General features: G+C 33.7%; 19 protein-coding genes and 2 pseudogenes. 13 read left to right on the forward strand and 8 right to left on the reverse strand.

Annotated elements, in window-relative coordinates; all coding sequences use genetic code 11:
* Positions 1-37: 37 nt before the first annotated feature.
* A pseudogene (locus tag CP357_RS01415) lies at positions 38-328 on the reverse strand (multidrug ABC transporter permease); the annotation flags it as partial.
* Here CP357_RS01415 and CP357_RS10655 point away from each other — a divergent pair.
* From CP357_RS10655 to CP357_RS01425, 3 genes are all read left to right on the forward strand, one after another.
* Positions 316-450: a hypothetical protein gene (locus CP357_RS10655; RefSeq protein ID WP_255404974.1), complete on the forward strand. Its 135-nt coding sequence runs from the start codon at positions 316-318 to the stop codon at positions 448-450. The pseudogene CP357_RS01415 and the gene CP357_RS10655 sit on opposite strands and share 13 nt — an antisense overlap.
* Before the next feature lie 42 nt (positions 451-492).
* Entirely contained in the window at positions 493-633 is a 141-nt protein-coding gene (locus tag CP357_RS10275; RefSeq protein WP_233186984.1) for an alpha/beta hydrolase, read from the forward strand.
* Between the two features lie 142 nt (positions 634-775).
* Positions 776-1,528 carry an NADPH-dependent oxidoreductase gene (locus CP357_RS01425; RefSeq protein ID WP_098036378.1) on the forward strand — a complete coding sequence of 251 codons (753 nt, stop codon included), beginning with the start codon at positions 776-778 and terminating at the stop codon, positions 1,526-1,528.
* A 228-nt stretch (positions 1,529-1,756) separates the two neighbouring features.
* Here the strand turns inward: CP357_RS01425 and CP357_RS01430 are convergent, their stop codons facing one another.
* The 4 genes from CP357_RS01430 to CP357_RS01440 all read right to left on the reverse strand — a co-directional run bounded on the left by CP357_RS01430 (position 1,757) and on the right by CP357_RS01440 (position 3,319).
* A complete protein-coding gene (locus CP357_RS01430; protein ID WP_239464569.1) occupies positions 1,757-2,173 on the reverse strand; it encodes a TetR/AcrR family transcriptional regulator in 417 nt (138 codons plus the stop codon).
* Complete coding sequence (locus tag CP357_RS10695; protein WP_369822632.1) at positions 2,167-2,355, reverse strand: TetR/AcrR family transcriptional regulator; 189 nt, start codon at positions 2,353-2,355, stop codon at positions 2,167-2,169. Before CP357_RS10695 ends, CP357_RS01430 begins: the two co-directional genes overlap by 7 nt.
* A gap of 139 nt (positions 2,356-2,494) precedes the next feature.
* Complete coding sequence (locus CP357_RS10430) at positions 2,495-2,779, reverse strand: cupin domain-containing protein (RefSeq protein WP_233185801.1); 285 nt, start codon at positions 2,777-2,779, stop codon at positions 2,495-2,497.
* 165 nt (positions 2,780-2,944) lie between these two features.
* Positions 2,945-3,319 (reverse strand): hypothetical protein, encoded by a 375-nt coding sequence (locus CP357_RS01440; protein WP_233185800.1) that lies wholly within the window; start codon positions 3,317-3,319, stop codon positions 2,945-2,947.
* A 224-nt stretch (positions 3,320-3,543) separates the two neighbouring features.
* Between CP357_RS01440 and CP357_RS01445 the strand changes: the two genes are divergently transcribed.
* Together CP357_RS01445 and CP357_RS01450 are read left to right on the forward strand one after the other, a co-directional pair.
* Entirely contained in the window at positions 3,544-4,062 is a 519-nt protein-coding gene (locus CP357_RS01445) for a GNAT family N-acetyltransferase (RefSeq protein WP_098036379.1), read from the forward strand.
* Between the two features lie 86 nt (positions 4,063-4,148).
* Complete coding sequence (locus CP357_RS01450) at positions 4,149-4,616, forward strand: DNA starvation/stationary phase protection protein (protein WP_025006099.1); 468 nt, start codon at positions 4,149-4,151, stop codon at positions 4,614-4,616.
* A 219-nt stretch (positions 4,617-4,835) separates the two neighbouring features.
* Here the strand turns inward: CP357_RS01450 and CP357_RS01455 are convergent, their stop codons facing one another.
* Positions 4,836-5,117, reverse strand: coding sequence for a hypothetical protein (locus CP357_RS01455; RefSeq protein ID WP_098036380.1), 282 nt, complete (start codon positions 5,115-5,117; stop codon positions 4,836-4,838).
* A gap of 411 nt (positions 5,118-5,528) precedes the next feature.
* Between CP357_RS01455 and CP357_RS10435 the strand changes: the two genes are divergently transcribed.
* Entirely contained in the window at positions 5,529-5,699 is a 171-nt protein-coding gene (locus CP357_RS10435) for a hypothetical protein (protein ID WP_233187189.1), read from the forward strand.
* Positions 5,700-6,010: 311 nt separating this feature from the next.
* Entirely contained in the window at positions 6,011-9,055 is a 3,045-nt protein-coding gene (locus CP357_RS01465; protein ID WP_233187190.1) for a DEAD/DEAH box helicase, read from the forward strand.
* Between the two features lie 96 nt (positions 9,056-9,151).
* Here the strand turns inward: CP357_RS01465 and plsY are convergent, their stop codons facing one another.
* On the reverse strand, positions 9,152-9,778 hold the full coding sequence (gene plsY, locus CP357_RS01470; protein WP_098036381.1) for a glycerol-3-phosphate 1-O-acyltransferase PlsY: 627 nt from the start codon (positions 9,776-9,778) through the stop codon (positions 9,152-9,154).
* Positions 9,779-9,874: 96 nt separating this feature from the next.
* Between plsY and parE the strand changes: the two genes are divergently transcribed.
* From parE to CP357_RS01495, 5 genes and pseudogenes are all read left to right on the forward strand, one after another.
* Positions 9,875-11,821, forward strand: coding sequence for a DNA topoisomerase IV subunit B (gene parE / locus CP357_RS01475; protein WP_025006104.1), 1,947 nt, complete (start codon positions 9,875-9,877; stop codon positions 11,819-11,821).
* 16 nt (positions 11,822-11,837) lie between these two features.
* Positions 11,838-14,294, forward strand: a complete 2,457-nt coding sequence (parC, locus tag CP357_RS01480; protein WP_098036382.1) for a DNA topoisomerase IV subunit A — start codon at positions 11,838-11,840, stop codon at positions 14,292-14,294.
* Positions 14,295-14,443: 149 nt separating this feature from the next.
* Positions 14,444-15,352: pseudogene (locus CP357_RS01485) on the forward strand (LysR substrate-binding domain-containing protein); the annotation flags it as partial.
* 86 nt (positions 15,353-15,438) lie between these two features.
* Positions 15,439-16,374 carry a manganese-dependent inorganic pyrophosphatase gene (locus CP357_RS01490; RefSeq protein ID WP_025006106.1) on the forward strand — a complete coding sequence of 312 codons (936 nt, stop codon included), beginning with the start codon at positions 15,439-15,441 and terminating at the stop codon, positions 16,372-16,374.
* Between the two features lie 80 nt (positions 16,375-16,454).
* On the forward strand, positions 16,455-17,033 hold the full coding sequence (locus CP357_RS01495) for a peptidylprolyl isomerase (protein WP_098036384.1): 579 nt from the start codon (positions 16,455-16,457) through the stop codon (positions 17,031-17,033).
* Positions 17,034-17,067: 34 nt separating this feature from the next.
* On the opposite strand, the gene CP357_RS01500 is transcribed toward CP357_RS01495, so the two are convergent.
* Positions 17,068-17,421 (reverse strand): helix-turn-helix domain-containing protein, encoded by a 354-nt coding sequence (locus tag CP357_RS01500; protein WP_098036385.1) that lies wholly within the window; start codon positions 17,419-17,421, stop codon positions 17,068-17,070.
* A 240-nt stretch (positions 17,422-17,661) separates the two neighbouring features.
* Here CP357_RS01500 and CP357_RS01505 point away from each other — a divergent pair, with 240 nt between their 5' ends.
* Positions 17,662-18,387 (forward strand): YoaK family protein, encoded by a 726-nt coding sequence (locus tag CP357_RS01505; protein ID WP_198995832.1) that lies wholly within the window; start codon positions 17,662-17,664, stop codon positions 18,385-18,387.
* Positions 18,388-18,396 lie beyond the last annotated feature (9 nt).

An 18,396-nucleotide genomic window follows, 5' to 3' on the forward strand; every position in this document is an offset into this window, starting at 1 on the left:
CAAGTCTCACTTAAAAAAGAGATTTGATTGCTTTTATTTATTTCTTAAATTGATTTTTAACATATTCCGCATAGAGTGGGGTAGATTTGATTAAATCATCATGCTTACCATATCCCGAAACAGTGCCATGATCGATAAAGTAGATACGATCTGCATCAACAATCGTGCTTAACCGGTGTGCTATGACCAAAGTCATCCGATTTTTCATTAATCCACTCAGCGCCTTTTGGACCATTGCTTCTGATTCAGAATCCAAGCTAGCTGTAGCTTCGTCTAACATTAAAATCTTAGGATTGCATAAAAATGCTCTAGCAATTGCGATTCTTTGACTACTATGTTGGCCGTGCATTTCACCCACGTTCAGTTAACTCAAATGGTGCTTGGGATGCTCTTACTCCATGGGGCTACTACAACTTCCCACTACAGCAAAGAATTGAAACTATCAAGTAACCTAAGTTAATCGTAACTGGTGAAAAAGCCCACTCACGTTACATGGCTGAAGAAGCTTATAACCGATTAAAGGATCCAAAAGAACTGGTCATTGTGCCTAATGCAACTCACGTTGACTTATATGACCAAATGGATAAAATCCCATTTGATAAATTTGATGAATTCTTTAAAGAAAATCTTTAATTAACCAACATATTATATAATTCCATAACTGCGAAAAAACGAGTAACGATAATCATTAATAATAATGAAAGTCGTTGCTCGTTTTTCTTTGTCTTCTGTTACAATATAGTAGACTTACAATTAGTTATAAAGAAGCTTAATTATGATTCATAACTCCACCATTGATACTCAACTCAATCACAAGTCTATTCGAAAATTTAAGGATATCACCTTAAATCATGAACAACTAGAAACTTTATACACCGTCTTCAGCCGCACAGCTACTAGCATGTTCATGCAAAACGCATCCCTACTGCACATCACCGATGAAGCCAAAAAACAAAAGATCCAGGAACTTTGCGGTCAAAAATATGTTGGTGCTGAAGGAGACCTATTTATTTTTATTGTCGATCTTTACCGCAATCAGCAAATTAGAAAGCAACTAAACAAAGATGACGGTAGAGTACATACAACCGATATTTTCTTCCAAGCAATGGAAGATACATTGCTTGCTTTTCAAAATGTGGCTAATGCCGTTGAAAGCATGGATTTAGGTTATGTGCCTCTTGGTACAATCAATGATCATCCTTTGCAAATGCTAAAAACTCTTGATCTACCTAAGTTAACTTTTCCTGTTTTAGGGATGCAAGTTGGCGTGCCCGATCAAGAGCCACAATTAAAGCTACGTTTGCCACTTAAATTCATATGTTTTGAAGATTCATATCCAAAAGATTTTGATGTTAAAGATTTAAAGGACTACGATCAAGTCGTGACTACTTACTATGATTTACGTGATAGTAATCGCCGGATTGATTCATTTACTAAGCAAATTACGGGCGCTAAGCTCAATAATCATGAAACTGATCGTGATCAATTAGTAAAAGAATTACATCAACAAGAATTATGTCTTGATTGAATAGAGCTTGTGCCATATTTTTGGTAAAATCATTCATGAAGGAGTTCTTCTTTCTGTATGTTTTTTTGTTCAAACCAATCATACGAGAAAGGAACTCCTTTTTCTAATAGTTTAAGAAATTAATTTAAAGAATCATTCATCCTTACACAAACTATTTTACGGTCTCTTTTTTTGCTTAACATTAGGATACTGGTCTATTTTATTTAAGTCTTAATAAATATATTTGACTTAATCATTCTTAGCTAATTTCTCATATCCAGCTTTAGTAAAACGATTTAACATTTGCACACCATGGGCCCATTTTTCATTCTTTTGGAAATGATTGGCACGATTAACAGCGAAAGAGCCATGAATAATATACGTAAATAATGTTTCGGCATCTTCTTTACTTAACCCGGTTTTCTTAATAATTAAAGGCAAGACTTTACCTCGCTCATGAGCAACTATCCGACCAAGAATGTATTCACTTAAATCAGGATCCATTAATAGACTTTGATATTTATCTGAATCTCCGATCCGTTGACAAGCAGGTACTAAGGATTCATTTTTATTAAGATAATCAAAAGAATAGTGGTCCTCTGTATCTAATCCTGTAGCTGATTCCTGAACTAAAAATAGGACATCATTGAGAACGGCATTTAACACACAGTTATTGATGTGAAATGTAAATAGAAAGTAGAACGAGTAATATCAGCTTCACGACAAATTTGAGTAATAGTAACTTTAGAATATGATTTTTCTTTAACTAATTTAATAAAAGTATCTTTAATTACTCTAATTGTATAAAGTGTTCTACGATCTGTTTTTCTTCTTTTGATTTCTACCATAGCTTATTAACTCACAATCTTATTCTTTAATACTAAATCGTTCAATAATATCACCTTGATCAGGGAATAGCTGCAGCAATTTATCTTTTCTTGGCACATATATTGCGCCATCACTACCATCTGGTAGTTCGGTAGATATTTATGAAAATCCTACACCATTATTTTCAGCAGTTTCAATTGCAATAAAAGTTCCTGGATCAGCATAAAAACCACGAATTTCATTTTTGCTTTTATCAGGTCCTAATCTAACTTTATAATATTGTCCATTTTGAGTAAAGCAATGAATTACTGCAGCATCCCCAATAGAATACATCCAGGATTGACCATATTGAACTGTATGCAAAAGGGAAGGATGGTCTTTATCAATTTGACTACCTGGTCTAATGCCATTATCTACCATGTAATTAGGATAAAACAGCTGCATAACTTCATCCTGCTTTGCTTTTTGCTCAAGCGTTAATTGAGGTTCAGCTTTAGGAGTAGTAGGGCCTTGTGTTTTGGCGCCCTAACTTTTGCCAGTTGATAATTCCTAAAACTACACTAATCGAAGAGGAATATCCAATTGATTTTTCAGCAATTTTACTAGGTATCAACAATTCACCCTCGGAAAGAACTTTTTAAAAAGCGTATCTTGATTAGTAGTCACAAAATGCACTGGTTTATCGCCAATTAATTGTTTGAGATATTCATAAGTTAGTTTCTGCGGCGGAATTTTGAGAATCATTTTTAAAGATTCAAGCATAAAAGCCCGATGCTCTTCTTTGGAATTAAATTGAGTATAAAAGCCATTGAAGATACCTTCAAAATGATATTTATCATAAAAGTATTTCATACGCTTTATGAATAGAGGACTAGCAGAATACCAAAAATCCATTCCTGCCGCATTAGACATTCCACTTCCGGCTCCAACAATAATGGCATCTGCCTTTTTCACATGGTTTACTAATTCATCAATTTTATTCATATAATGTTTACCTCATTTTTTATTAGATTGTTTACTCTTATACATGCTGTATAGAACTTGATGTAAACATCATATGGTAAAGGGGTTAGGCAGTTAAGCACATTCACGGCAAAATGTCAGATTCAGATAATGGACAGATTTGAGATTATGTAGTGAATTTGCCTTTCATATTTTATTTTTGTATAGTTTGTTAAAAATATATGCAAAAAGGGGGAAGAAAAGATATGACACTTATTTACTCCAGAAAAGCTAATATAAATGATATTGATAGTATTATGCCAATCATCGATGACGCTAAGGCATTTTTAAAGAAAGCTGGTAGCACGCAGTGGCAAAGCGGATATCCTAATAAGCAAACTATCACTCAAGACATAGAAAATAATGTTGGGTGGGTTTTAGTTGTTGATCACCAGATAGCAGGTTATGCAGCTGTGATTGCTGGAATTGAACCCACTTATCAAGTAATAGATGGTCAATGGCATAATGATCAAGATGAATACGCAACCATCCACCGAATGGCTATTAGCAGCAAATATCGCGGGATGCATCTAGCAAATTACTTTTTCTCTAATTTAATTTCATTACAAGTGACAAACAATATATCTAACTTTAGGATTGATACTTTTAAGAAAAATGCAGTTATGCAGCATTTAGCTAAAAGTAACGGCTTTACTATCAGAGGAACGATAAAAGTAGATGATCCGATCGATCCCGAAAGAATTGCTTTTGAATTAAATTTATAAAACATATCAGTTTACTAATTTATATGTATCCGCTATCATAGGAATATAAGCAACGTTGTATGTTTTAAATCCTAAGGAGGATTTTTATGAAATATCAAAAGACTAAAGAAATTTTAAATCAAGCAATTGCTGACCTTAGTCAATTACAAATGGTAGTACGTCAACAACACTGGTACATGCGTGGACCAGAATTTTTGAACTTACACCCATACTTAGATGAAGTAATGGAAGAATTAGACGACCAACGTGACTTAATCGCTGAAAGATTAATCACCATTGATGGTTCTCCATACTCAAGCTTGGCAGAAATGGTAGATCATTCTACAATTGAAGCTCACCCTGGCAAATGGGGCACACCTACTACAGAACGTTTTGCGACTATTGTTGATGGCTATCATCACTTGGAACACCTTTACGAAAAGGGAATTAAAGCCGCAGATGAAGAAGGAGACTACAGTTCAAGTGATATCTTAACTACTTGCCACAATGACCTCGAAAAGAGAATTTGGATGATGACAGCTGAGATTAATCAAGCTCCTGGAATTGACGAATAATTTAAAATAAATTCAAAACAAAAAAAGACAGTAAGCTAGAAACATGCTTACTGTCTTTTTGTCATCTAATATCTACTTGCTCTTTTTCAAATATCTCACTCAACTTTTTAACTAATACTATCTATTAGCATTCTCCCCACAATATAAAAGTCCAGAAAAAGGGTGATTCACTCTCTAACAAGAATTGTACCAAATTAAACAAAAAGTTGATACTATTTTTTAATTATCTAAATTTATATTTTGTTCATTTGAATCATCACCAAAAAATTCGACTAAGACATCCGCATCAGGATACAGTTCGGGATGCAGATTTAAATATTCTTTTATATTGTTACAATATTCTATATTTTCTCTTTCTTGACTATAATGATACAATTCATCAAAATCTAAACTTGATTGCGATAATAACCACTCACGATAAATCGTTAAAATTCGAATTACTTTTTGCACATTAAAGATATACAGATAATTATAACCAAACTGCTTAGTTAAAGCTTTCAATGACTATTTTTATTAAGTTTTTTAACTAGGGATGCTGATTGTGTTGTAATCATTTTTATGTTTTTCTTTAGTTTGTCTGTAGCGATCTGTGTTGATGGTAATCTTTTATTAACTTTAATGTCATTTAGATCTTGCAACAATTTTATCTTAGTATGGTCATCCATATAATCAGCACTCAATATCTTTTTAACGGTATTTTTATGCTTTTGTTCACTAACGGTTTTAACCTACCAATATACCTATGCCACAGAATACAGTAGATTTAATAATCTTTTTTACTAACATCATATTTATTCTCTTTACTTTATAAAACACTAGTAATTACATTATATTTGCTTATACCTAAAATATTACTTTAAACTATAATTATTACCAATCATTAAACTAATTATTACAAAAAGGAATGATTTAATGGCTAATTGGCGTACACTATTTCCAGCTCGAATTTTAAGTCGCGGCGAAATATACTATGACAATCTAATGATCAAGTCTTTTGATCTTGCACAAGATAACGAACATTTTGCTGCAACGATTCAAGGTGGAGTAGGCCAGTATATAACGTTTCAGGTCGACTTCGTTTAGACGGTCGTGCTTCTGAATTAAAGTGCAATTGTCCATGGGCTAAGAAGGGCCATCGTTGTAAACATGAAGTAGCGGCACTTCTAGCAACAGAAAATGAACAAAAAACAAATAAAAAATATTCTACAACTCAAGGGACTCATTTTAGTGATTTACTTTCTGAAGACATAAAAGAAAGTATTATTAAAGCCCAGCCCGCAGTTAATCCACTAGACATTATTGGAGATAAACTCTGTAATAAGCAAGACTATCAAACTGCTATGCAACTAAAGCTGAATTTAACAGAAATTAGTTGTGATCATTTAGATAATAAAATGCGTTCTTATGAATATATTTGGCATTTAGAGCAGTACGATGGCAGCTGGGTAACATTGGATGTCCAATTTACACGTTGGCAAATCATTGCAATTGATTTTAATGCTTTTCATAAGCTTTCTGTAAATCAAGAGGTAATCAATGCTTTGACTTGGCTTAAATTTATTCCTGAATACCTTAAAGATGATCCTTTTGATATAACTAATGATGCTGCATTACAGCTTCTTTCACTATATTCCACTAAGCCTAAGGAAGATAATGATCCAATAGTTTTAAGGGCTCAAACCAACAATTATGGCTCTATGCTTAGTATTCAATTTAAATTGGGTAAAGGAAATCATCTTTATCAGCTTAAGGATCTGAATCATTTAATCGATATGGTTCATGATCAACAACCGATAAAATTGGGCAAATTTTTCAACGAAGTAATTGATTCCGAAAAAATGGATACTAGTAGCAAGCGGTGGCTAGATTTTATTAAGAAGATTGTCGATGCTCGCAACTTAAATAAATGGGGATATTCTACTGAGACTCTTGATCGCATCGATGTCAGCGATTCAATTGCTGATGAAGTAAATGATTTATTGTACCAAGGATCAAAGCTATATTCTGGGATTCGTCTTGTAGGTTATACTACCGATAAACTGACAGCTAATATCCAAATTGAAGAAGAAAATGGCAGTGCTCATATTCTAGTAGAAGATTTTCCGACCTCAACACTAATAACGGGAAATGACAATTTTTATGGTTATTACAAAGGCGTATGGATTAAATATGAGGGCCTCACTCCTAAGTATTTAGCTCAGTTAGGTTTGCATCCCGGTGAAGAATTACGTTTTAGCAAGAAAAACGTTACTGAATTTACACGAAAAGTTTTGCCTAAATTAGAGCAATCTGATTATCTAGAGATATCTGGCGCTAATAAATTACGAGCTATTTTGCCACCTGAAGCAAATTTTACATTTAAATTCGACTATCAAGATAATAATGCCCTGTGCCAAGCCCTTGTTCAATATGGCAAAAATACATACTTACTAAATCGCAATTTTTCTCAAACTGAGCGCCGTGAAGCTAAAAGAGAAAATGAAATTGAACAACTAGTTAAACAATATTTTTCTGATTTCAAGAATAATGAATATCTGTTGTCTAATGATGATTTAGATCGCTTAGGCGAATTTCTTGATCATGGAATTGCCAAATTTAAAGAAATTGGCGAGGTGCAAATTACGCCAACGTTTAGATCTCTCCTAAAAAGTACCAATATCAAGATGGAATTAGGTGTGAGCGTTAACTTAACCAATGAACTAATTGATGTAGATATCTCCAGTCAAAAAATGAGTTGGGAAGATATTCAAGCTGCACTTAAAGCATATCAAGAAAAGCGGCGCTATTTTGTTTTATCTAATGGTCTACTTCAGCATACCCAGCAACCAACTATTGAGCAATTAGCTCAAACACTGCATGATTTAGATATCAGCTTTACAGATTTTATCCATGGAAAATTACAATTACCTGCTTATCGTGCCTTTTACTTTGCCAAAGAAATGCAAAAAGCTAATTCTTTACATTTCTCCAGTAATGAAGCTTTTAATCAATTAATTAATGATTTAAGCAAAAACCAATTAAAACCAAGTAAGCTGCCTACTAAGCTAAAAAGTGTCTTACGTCCTTATCAAAAAGAAGGATTTAATTGGCTTAGTACATTAGTTAATTATAATTTTGGCGGAATTCTAGCCGATGAAATGGGCTTAGGTAAAACTCTACAGGTAATTGCTTTATTATTAGCTAGGAAAAAGAAAAATAGCACTAGTTTAGTAGTAGCACCAGCATCGGTTATCTATAACTGGCAGAATGAAGCACAAAAATTTGCGCCTGAATTAAAAACTGCTGTACTAGGCGGAACTAAAAAAGAGCGAGCATTAATTCTCTCTAACGCTAATAATTACGATTTATTGATTACCTCATATCAATCTTTAAATCGTGACTTGGAATCTTATCAGGGACTTGCTTTCGATATCCAAATTCTTGACGAAGCACAAAATATCAAAAACCACCAATCAATTACAGCTCAATCAGCTAAAGTTATTAAGGCTCATCATAAGCTTGCCTTAACAGGTACACCAATCGAAAACAAATTAAGTGAATTATGGAGCATCTTTGATTATTTAATGCCTAATTTTTTAGGATCATATCTAAACTTTAAGAAGAAGTTTGAGATACCAATAATTAAAGAAGAAGACGAAAATGCCGAAAATCAATTAGTTGAAATGGTAAAGCCATTTATTCTGCGCAGGCTAAAAAAGGATGTTTTAAACGATTTACCTGCAAAAGACGAAGAGATCGTTTACGTTACTATGGGTACTAAGCAAGCTGAACTTTATAAACTACAAACGCAAAAGTTAATAGCCGAATTAGCTCGTCAGGGGGATGCAGAATTCAAGCGTGCTCATTTTCAAATCTTTGCGCAAATTACTAAATTACGTGAAATTTGTTGTGATCCGCATTTATTGTATGAGAATTATCATGGTAACTCTGGCAAATTGATTATGACTATTAAGCTAATCAAAGCAAATATAGAAAATGGACATAAAATTCTCTTATTTTCACAGTTCACTTCAATGCTAGAGATAATTCAAAACAAGTTAGCTAAACTAAAGATTCCTATTTTTGTAATTACAGGAGTAACTGCTAAGAAAGAACGTCAGGAAAAAATTCGTCAGTTTAACACATTAGATAAACCTGGCATCTTTTTAATCTCTCTTAAAGCAGGGGGAACTGGCATTAATTTAACTAGTGCTGATGTAGTTATTCACTATGATCCGTGGTGGAATTTAGCTGCGGAAAATCAGGCAAGTGATCGTGCTCACCGTATGGGACAAAAACACACAGTTAAAATTTATAAAATGGTTACTCGTGACAGTATTGAAGAAAAAATTATTTTGTTACAACATAAAAAAGCAGACTTAGCCAAGATAATTTTAGATAATCATGATGTCGCACAAGCTACAATGAGTAAAGAAAATTTATTAAAGATTCTAAAATGATTTTGCACTTGCGAACTATTGTTTGCATAGGTATAATAAAAAACTAAATATAAAACCAACAAGTTATATACTTGCTGGTTTTATATTTAGTTTAATTTAGTGATGTTTTTTATAATACCAATAATATAATCCGAATGGCACCATATTTTCTTGGTGATGCTTTAGACGAATTATATTGCTTCGATGGCTCCAGTAGATTAAGACTACGAGCAGTCCACTGATAATGCTTAAGGCAAGATCGTGGAAGAACAATGAAGCTATAAAAATCAAAACTATTGAAATTAGGCTAGTTAATGAAACCATACTTGTAATAAACAAGATTGGGAAAAAGATGACTGCACAAATTAAAAAGAAGTGGACATTATAGCCTAATAAGAAACCGGCTGATGTAGCAACGGCTTTCCCACCTTTGAATTTTAAAAAGATTGGGAAGGCATGCCCTAAAATTGCAGCTAGGCCAAAAATCAGGCTAAGATAATGAGGTCCTAGATGAAATAGAACTGGTAATAATGTAGCTATGGTTCCCTTGAAAAAATCTACCAAGAAAACAATAATTCCAGCTAATGGACCTAATACTCTAAAAGTATTAGTAGTACCTATATTACCAGAGCCATATTTTCTTATATCTTTGTGAAAGAAGATTTTTCCCACTAATACACCCGTCGGAAAAGATCCGATCAAGTATGCTAAAATAAACAACGATGCAAATTTTAATGCAAACATATTCAACAACTCCTATTAATCTATCGCTATTTTAGCAAAGATTATTCCTTAAATATACGGTGTTGGTGAATTATTGAGTAAATGGGGGATTTTTTAGTGGCAAAAGCTAATACTTATGATGATTCTTCAATTCAAATATTACATGGACTAGAAGCTGTTCGTAAACGACCAGGTATGTATATTGGTTCAACAGATATACATGGTCTTAATCAACTAGTTTACGAAATAGTCGATAACTCTGTTGACGAAGCCATGGCCGGCTTTGGTAAAGAAATTGATGTAACTATCCATAAAGATAATAGTGTAACTGTAAGAGACTTTGGACGTGGGATGCCTACAGGAATGCATAAGTCAGGAAAGCCAACTATTGAAGTTATTCTGACTGTACTCCATGCAGGTGGTAAATTTACTGAACAAAACTATAAAACATCAGGTGGACTTCATGGTGTAGGTTCATCCGTAGTAAATGCACTTTCAAGTTATATGAAAGTACGTGTTGTTCGAGATGGAAAGGCATACGAAGAAGAGTTTGAAAAGGGTGGACATCCTATTGGAACTCTTAAGTGTTTAGGCAAAACTAAAGATCCTACTGGTACTACAATTACTTTTAAACCAGATGCTATGATCTTTTCAACAACTAAGTATAAGTATGAGACTATTCAGGAACGTATTCGTGAGTCTGCCTTTTTGCTTAAAGGTGTTAAGTTTGTTTTAACTGATGAGCGAGAACCTGAACATCATGATGTATTTCAATATGATGATGGAATTAAATCTTTTGTTTCTTATCTAAATGAAGGTAAGGGAACTATTAGTGATGTTTTCTATTTTGAAGGAAAACAAGATGGCATGGAAATTGAATTTTCCGGTCAATATAGTGATGGATATTCAGAAAATTTAGTATCTTTTGTTAATAATGTTCGTACTGGTGATGGTGGTACTCATGAATCTGGTGCTCGCAGCGGATTTACACGTGCTTTCAACGATTATGCTAAAAAGCAGGGACTACTTGGTAAAAAAGATAAAAATATCGATGGGTCAGATTATCGAGAAGGTTTAAGCGCTGTTTTATCAGTGAAAATTCCAGAAGAATTACTTGAATTTGAAGGTCAAACTAAAGGTAAATTAGGTACCCCACAAGCACGTTCAGCAGTTGATTCACTCGTCTACGAAAAGATGTCTTACTATTTGATGGAAAATGGTGAATTAGCTCAAGAATTGGTGAAGAAGGCACAACGAGCTAGGGATGCACGTGAAGCTGCTAAAAAGGCTAGAGACGAAAGCAGAAACGGCAAGAAAAGACGCAAAAAAGAAGTTCTTTCTGGTAAGCTTACCCCTGCTCAATCACGTAATCCTAAAAAGAATGAATTATTCTTAGTCGAAGGTGACTCTGCCGGTGGTTCAGCAAAACAAGGCCGTGACAGACGCTTCCAAGCAATTTTGCCTTTACGTGGTAAAGTTTTAAATACTCAAAAAGCTAAATTACAAGATATCTTTAAAAACGAAGAAATCAACACTATGATTTATACCATTGGTGCAGGTGTAGGTGCTGAATTTGATGTTGATGATTCAAATTATGACAAAGTTATTATCATGACTGACGCCGATGACGACGGTGCTCATATTCAGATTTTGCTTTTAACCTTTTTCTACCGCTATATGCGTCCAATGATTGAAAAGGGAAAGGTATATATTGCTCTTCCACCTCTTTATCGTTTACAAAAGGGACGTGGCAAGAAAGCAGAAATTCAGTATGCCTGGACAGATGAAGAGCTTGCTGAAGATGAAAAGACTATGAAACGTGGCTATTCATTACAGCGTTTCAAAGGATTGGGTGAAATGAATGCTGAACAACTTTGGCAAACAACCATGAATCCTGAATCCAGAATGCTAATTCGAGTAAAAATTGATGATGCTGCTCTTGCTGAACGACGAGTAACTACCTTAATGGGTGATAAAGTCGCTGCTAGAAGAAAATGGATTGAAGAAAACGTTAAATTTAGAATGGGCGAAGATAGCTCAATCTTAGAATCAGAAGATGATTAAAGAAGGTTTTTAATTAATGACCACAAAAGAACGAATTCGTGAAATGCCGCTTGAACAAGTTATGGGCGAGCGTTTTGGGCGATATTCCAAATATATTATTCAAGAACGGGCTTTACCTGACATTCGTGATGGATTAAAGCCTGTTCAGCGACGCATTCTTTATGCAATGTATCAAGATGGAAATACCTATGATAAGCCATTTAAAAAGGCCGCAAAGGCTGTTGGTAACATTATGGGTAATTTTCACCCACATGGTGACAGTTCTATCTACGGTGCTTTAGTTCACTTATCCCAAGATTGGAAGATGCGTGAACCATTAGTAGAAATGCATGGAAATAACGGGTCAATGGACGGTGATGGTCCTGCGGCTATGCGTTATACTGAATCTCGCTTAAACAAAATATCAAACATGCTTTTGCAAGATATTGATAAGCAAACAGTTAAAATGGTTCTTAATTTCGACGATACTGAATATGAGCCAACTGTTTTGCCAGCCCGTTTTCCTAATTTATTAGTCAATGGGTCAACGGGTATTTCTGCGGGGTATGCTACTGAGATTCCTCCACATAACCTTGGTGAAGTAATTGATGCTACTATTTATTTGCTAAAACATCCTGATGCTTCATTAGAAGATCTAATGAATTTTGTGAAAGGCCCCGATTTTCCTACTGGTGCTATTGTTATGGGAACTAAAGGCATCAAGGAAGCATATAAAACTGGTAGAGGTCGTATTCAAGTTAGAGCTAAAACCAGTATTCAAGAAATTCGTGGACACCGTCAAGAAATTGTAGCAACAGAAATTCCATTTGATGTTAACAAGGCTCTTTTAGTCAAAAAGATTGACGAGATTCGATTAAATAAAGAAATTGATGGTATTGCTGAAGTACGTGATGAAACTGACCGTCATGGTCTGTCTATCGTTATCGAACTAAAAAAAGATGCAGATGCTCAAAACATTTTAAACTATTTATTTAAGAATACTGATTTACAGGTTTCTTATAACTTCAATATGGTTGCAATTGATCATATGACTCCTGTTCAAGTAGGCTTAAAGCGTATCTTATCATCCTACTTAGAACACGAAGAAGACGTTGTAACTAAGCGAACCAAATTTGATTTAAATAAAGCTGAAGCACGTCTAGAAATCATTCAAGGTTTGATTCATGCGATGGATATTCTTGATCAAGTTATTAAGACCATCCGTGCTTCAAAAAACAAGGCTGACGCTAAAAAGAACTTGGTTGCCAAATATAAATTTACTGACAATCAAGCCGAGGCAATTGTTTCTTTACAACTTTATAGATTAACTAATACTGATGTTAATGCATTGATTGCCGAACAAACTAAGCTCAATAAACTTGCAGAAAAATACCGTAAACTTTTGTCAGACCGAAAGACCTTAGAAAAAGAAATTATTAAAGAACTATCAGCTGTAAAAAAGGAATTTGCTAGTCCTCGTCGTACTGAGATTTCTGAAGAAAGTGCTAAAGTTAAAATTGATGAAAAAGCATTAGTTGCTGATGAACAAGTACGTGTATTAATCAGTCGTGATGGTTACTTAAAGCGTTCTTCACTTAGATCATACCAATCTACTGATGATGCCGATAATGGCTTACCAGATGGAGATAAAGTAATTTATGAAAATACGTTATCCACTTTATCTAATCTTTATCTATTTACTAATCATGGTAATGTTATCTACCGACCAGTTCATGAGTTAGTAGAAACTAAATGGAAAGAAACTGGGCAACACCTTTCTCAAGAAATTGGATTAGACAGTGATGAACAAATTATTCGTGTCTTTGTATTCGATAATTTAAACGTAACTAAAAACTTTGTTCTAGCTACCAATGATGGTTATATCAAACAACTTGGATTGACTAACTTGCAACCAACTAGAACTTATAAATCACGTGCTATGACAGCTATCAAATTAAAGAATAAAGATAGCTTATTGATTGGGGTAGATCTAATTAATCCTAATGATAAAAAGGAAATTACATTATTTACTCATCGAGCATATGCAATTAGATATGACATCAGTGAAATTCCAACGTCAGGTTCTAAAGCGGTAGGGGTTAAGTCAGCTAACCTTAAAGATGACGATTATATAGTCGGCTATGTTTTAGTTGACAGTCAGTATCTCGATTTAATGCATGTTGGTTTAATTACTCAACGGGGTGCATTTAAGCAATTTAAGCTTTCTTTAGTTAATAAGGTATCTCGTGCCAAACGTGGGGTATTAGTTTTACGCGAACTAAAGACTAAACCACATAGAATTGTAGCTTTAATGCCTTACGCTCAAGATCATATCCTACATGTTACTACCTCTAGTGACCGTCACATTGAAATTAAGACTAATGAATATCCATTAGGTGATCGTTATTCAAACGGTTCATTTGTTATCGATACAACGGTAGATGGTACACCAACAGATATTGAATTAGGTCGTCCAATTAGTAGTCAGAATTAATATCATGCTTATTATTTAATAACATTTTATAAAAAGAAAATAGTGCTGAGACATTTGTTTTGACACTATTTCTTTTTGGATAGATAATAAATTATGTTATGGGACATGACTTATCATAAAATAAAATTTCGAGAAAGAAGATAATTGTTATGCCTAAAACTGATACAATATTGTCGGCTAAATTATTACGTTATTTTTTACAACTAATTGATACAATGAACTACACCCAAGCAGCTCAAATTTTGGGAATTACCCAACCAGCATTAACTCAACAAGTTAAAAAGCTTGAGCATGCTATTGGTGCGCCCTTATTTGGTCAAATGGGTAAGAAGTTATATTTAACCGAAGCAGGGAAAGAAATGGAAACTGCTGCAGTTGAATTGCTTAATACTATCAATGGAGTTGTAAGTGATATTCAAGAATATACTCAAGCAGATAAAGGTCATATCTCTGTAGGGATCTTGGATTCACTTCAATCAGATCTTTTCCATAAATTCTTAGGTGAATTTAATAAGAAATATCCTGATGTAACCTTTACTATCAATTATTTTGATCGTAAAGAGCTATGGCGTAGGTTGGATACCAACCAAGTTGATATGGCGATTATGTATTTACCTGACAATACGAAGAAGGAAGATACTAATTTACGTCACCAGTATAATTACGAACACTTCTATGATGATCGATTAGTAGTTTTAACTCATAAAACAACTGTTGAAGCTGAAGAAACTTGTCCAGTTTCACGCTTTATAAATAGAAAATGGGTCGCATATCCTGACAATTTCTATTTGACACCTTTAATGCATGAATACTTCGGTAAAAAGAATAAGCCGATTATTCCTATTAAAATTGGATCTACAAAAGAATTAATCAAAATGGCTGAGAATTCAGATTACGATACCTTTATTACTCAATCCTATTATGACGCCCATCGTGATGAAATTGACTCAACCAATTTGACTCCAATTTATTTGAAGGAAGATCATGGATTTCATATTTCCTACGTTTATCGTAAAGGCAAGCTTGAAATACCTAGAATGCAAAATCTCTTAAAAGAATGAGAAAAGTTCTTGGACAAGCATCAGAATTTTAGTAAACTATTAGTAGATCAAATAAAAAGTTAGAAAAAGAGGCAATTTATTCAATGGAAAAAGAATTTGTTTTCGGACACCAAAATCCAGATACTGATGCTATTGGTACTGCCATTGCATTTTCATACTTACAAAATAAATTAGGCTATAACACTGAAGCTGTAGCTTTGGGTGAGCCTAATGATGAAACTGCATATGCCCTTAAGAAGTTTGGTTTTGAAGCTCCTCGTGTTATCAAAGAAGCTGCTCCAGAAGTTAAGGCTGTAATGTTAGTTGACCACAATGAACCTCAACAAAGTGTCTCAGATATCGATAAAGTTAAGGTTACTCATGTTGTTGATCACCACAGAATTATGAACTTCAATACTGCAGATCCTTTATACTATCGTGCTGAACCAATGGGTTGTACTTCAACCATCGTTTGGAAGATGTTTAACGAAAATGGTATTGAAATTCCTGAAAAACTTGCTGGATTAATGCTTTCAGCTATTATTTCAGATACTTTACTTCTTAAATCACCAACTACTACTGATGATGATAAAAAGGCTGTTGAAGCATTAGCAAAAATTGCCAACGTTGACTACAAAGAATATGGTTTAGCAATGCTTAAAGCAGGTACTAACATTAGTAATAAATCAGAGGAAGAATTAATTGATTTAGATGCTAAGAGCTTTGCTTTAAACGGCCACAACGTACGTGTAGCACAAATCAATGTAGTTGACCTACCTGAAGCTTTGGAACGTAAGGATGCCTTTTTAAAGGCTATGGAATCAGCATCAAATGATAATGGTTATGACATGTTTATGCTTTTAATCACTAACATTCTTGATTCAGATTCTGAAGCTTTAGTAGTTGGTTCTAATGAAACTAAAGAATTGTTTGAAAAAGCTTTTGATAAGAAGCTTAATGATTCAGAAGTTAAGTTGCCTGGTGTTGTATCACGTAAGAAACAAGTAGTTCCACCATTAACAGAAGCTTTTGAAGGCTAATTTTTAGGTTCTACTAAAAATGACTAGGGAACATATCCCTAGTCATTTTTTTATCTTAAATTTAAAGGAGATAATAATATATGTCATACCCACAACTAGATTTAGAAAATATTACAGGTCCTCGTGCTACTATTAAGACTAATCACGGTGATATTAAGATTCAATTATTCCCAAAACAAGCTCCAATGACCGTTGAAAATTTTGTTCGATTGGCAAAAAAGGGATACTACGATGGTACTATTTTTCATCGTGTAATTAGTGATTTCATGATTCAAGGTGGTGACCCTGAAGGAAATGGTACTGGAGGCACTAGTATTTGGGGCCATCCTTTTGAAGATGAATTCTCACGTGATTTATTCAATCTTCGTGGTGCATTATCAATGGCAAATTCAGGTCCTAATACCAATGGCAGTCAATTCTTTATCGTCCAGAATAAGAACATGCCTAAGCGTTACATCAAGCAAATGGAGCCAGCTGGTTATCCTAAAGAAATTATTCATGCTTATAAGCAAGGAGGAACCCCATGGTTAGATGGTCGTCATACTGTTTTTGGTCAAGTAATTGATGGCATGGATGTAGTCGATGAAATTGCCAAGGTAAAGAAAAATAAAATGGATAAGCCTCTAGAAGATGTAGTTATAAATAATATAGAAATTTAAGACTAAAAAAAGAAGTTGCGCTCGCAACTTCTTTTTAATTCATTTCTTTTAAAAGTACGATGAGTGACTTACATACTCGTTCAGCTTGATCGTCTGGTAATTTTCTTAACTCATTAGTAACTTTTTGAATGAAAATTGGCGTATTGTTAACATGATTTTCTAGCTTAATATTTTTAGCAGAATAAGCATTATTAATAATATCTGGTGTACTAGTGTTCAAAGCCCGAGCTATTGAATCAAGCTTCTGAATACTAATGTTTTGATCTTTAGTTCTTTCTAAGCGTGAAATAAAATTAACTGAAAGATCGCTAAGTTCAGCTAAGTCCTCCTGTGTAAGTTTTTGTTCACGTCTTCTACGAGAAATTTCTTCTCCTAAATTAATATTCACAAAGCATTCGATCCTTTCAAGTTACTTATACCTTTATAGTTATAGACTATAAAAGTTTCAGGATAAAATGAATAAACTATTTTACAGTCTCTTATCCCGTGATTCCACTTAGGTAATTCTAACTCAAAAACCCTATAAAATTAAGTAATTTGAAAGATAATCTTAAGAAATTATATTTTTGTTCTATATAAAGTTTATAATGTAAACTGATTATAAATTAAGAGGGGAATTAATGAAGAAATGAATTTAAAAGAGATTTTTAATAAATATGAGCGTCCTGCAGAATCTAGACAATTAGCATGCGCTCTTACTTTTTGTGGAGGATTTGTGGATGCCTATACATATATTCAAAGGGGACATACATTATCTGCTGGACAAACTGGAAACATTATTTTCTTCAGTTCAGCTTTAGCTGACCATAATATAGCTGGCATGATTAACCGTTCAAGTACATTTATCGCTTTTTCTTTAGGATTGCTCGTAGTAGGTCTTTTCCATAAGTACGTTAAAGGATATTATTGGAGAGTATTTTGTTTGTTTCCAATTTTGGCTATTTGCTTAATTGTTGGTTTTTTGCCGCGTAGTGTTCCTAATTATTATATTGTGCCGGCAATTGCGTTTGGACTAGCCATTCAAAATGCATCATTCAGCAAAATTGAAGGAATGGGATATAATAATGCATTTACAACTGGAAATCTAAAGAAATCAGTTGTTGCTTGGAGCGCATTTTTCTTTGGTGAAGATAAAAGCCAACATACAGCTGCAGTAAATTATATGTTATTAGTAATTTCATTTGGAGTTGGTGCAATTGTTTCAGCAATTCTTCAAAAGTTTTTGGTTTTAAAAACAATATGGATAGCTGTAATCTTATTAGCACTTATAAACATGATTTATCTTAATGCTTTGAAAAATAATAAAAACGTAAATTGCAATAATAAATTGAACACTTTTAATCAAGCTGCTTGATAGATTAGA

Source organism: Lactobacillus sp. UMNPBX6, from assembly GCF_002553975.1.
GTDB classification, from domain to species: Bacteria; Bacillota; Bacilli; order Lactobacillales; family Lactobacillaceae; genus Lactobacillus; species Lactobacillus gallinarum.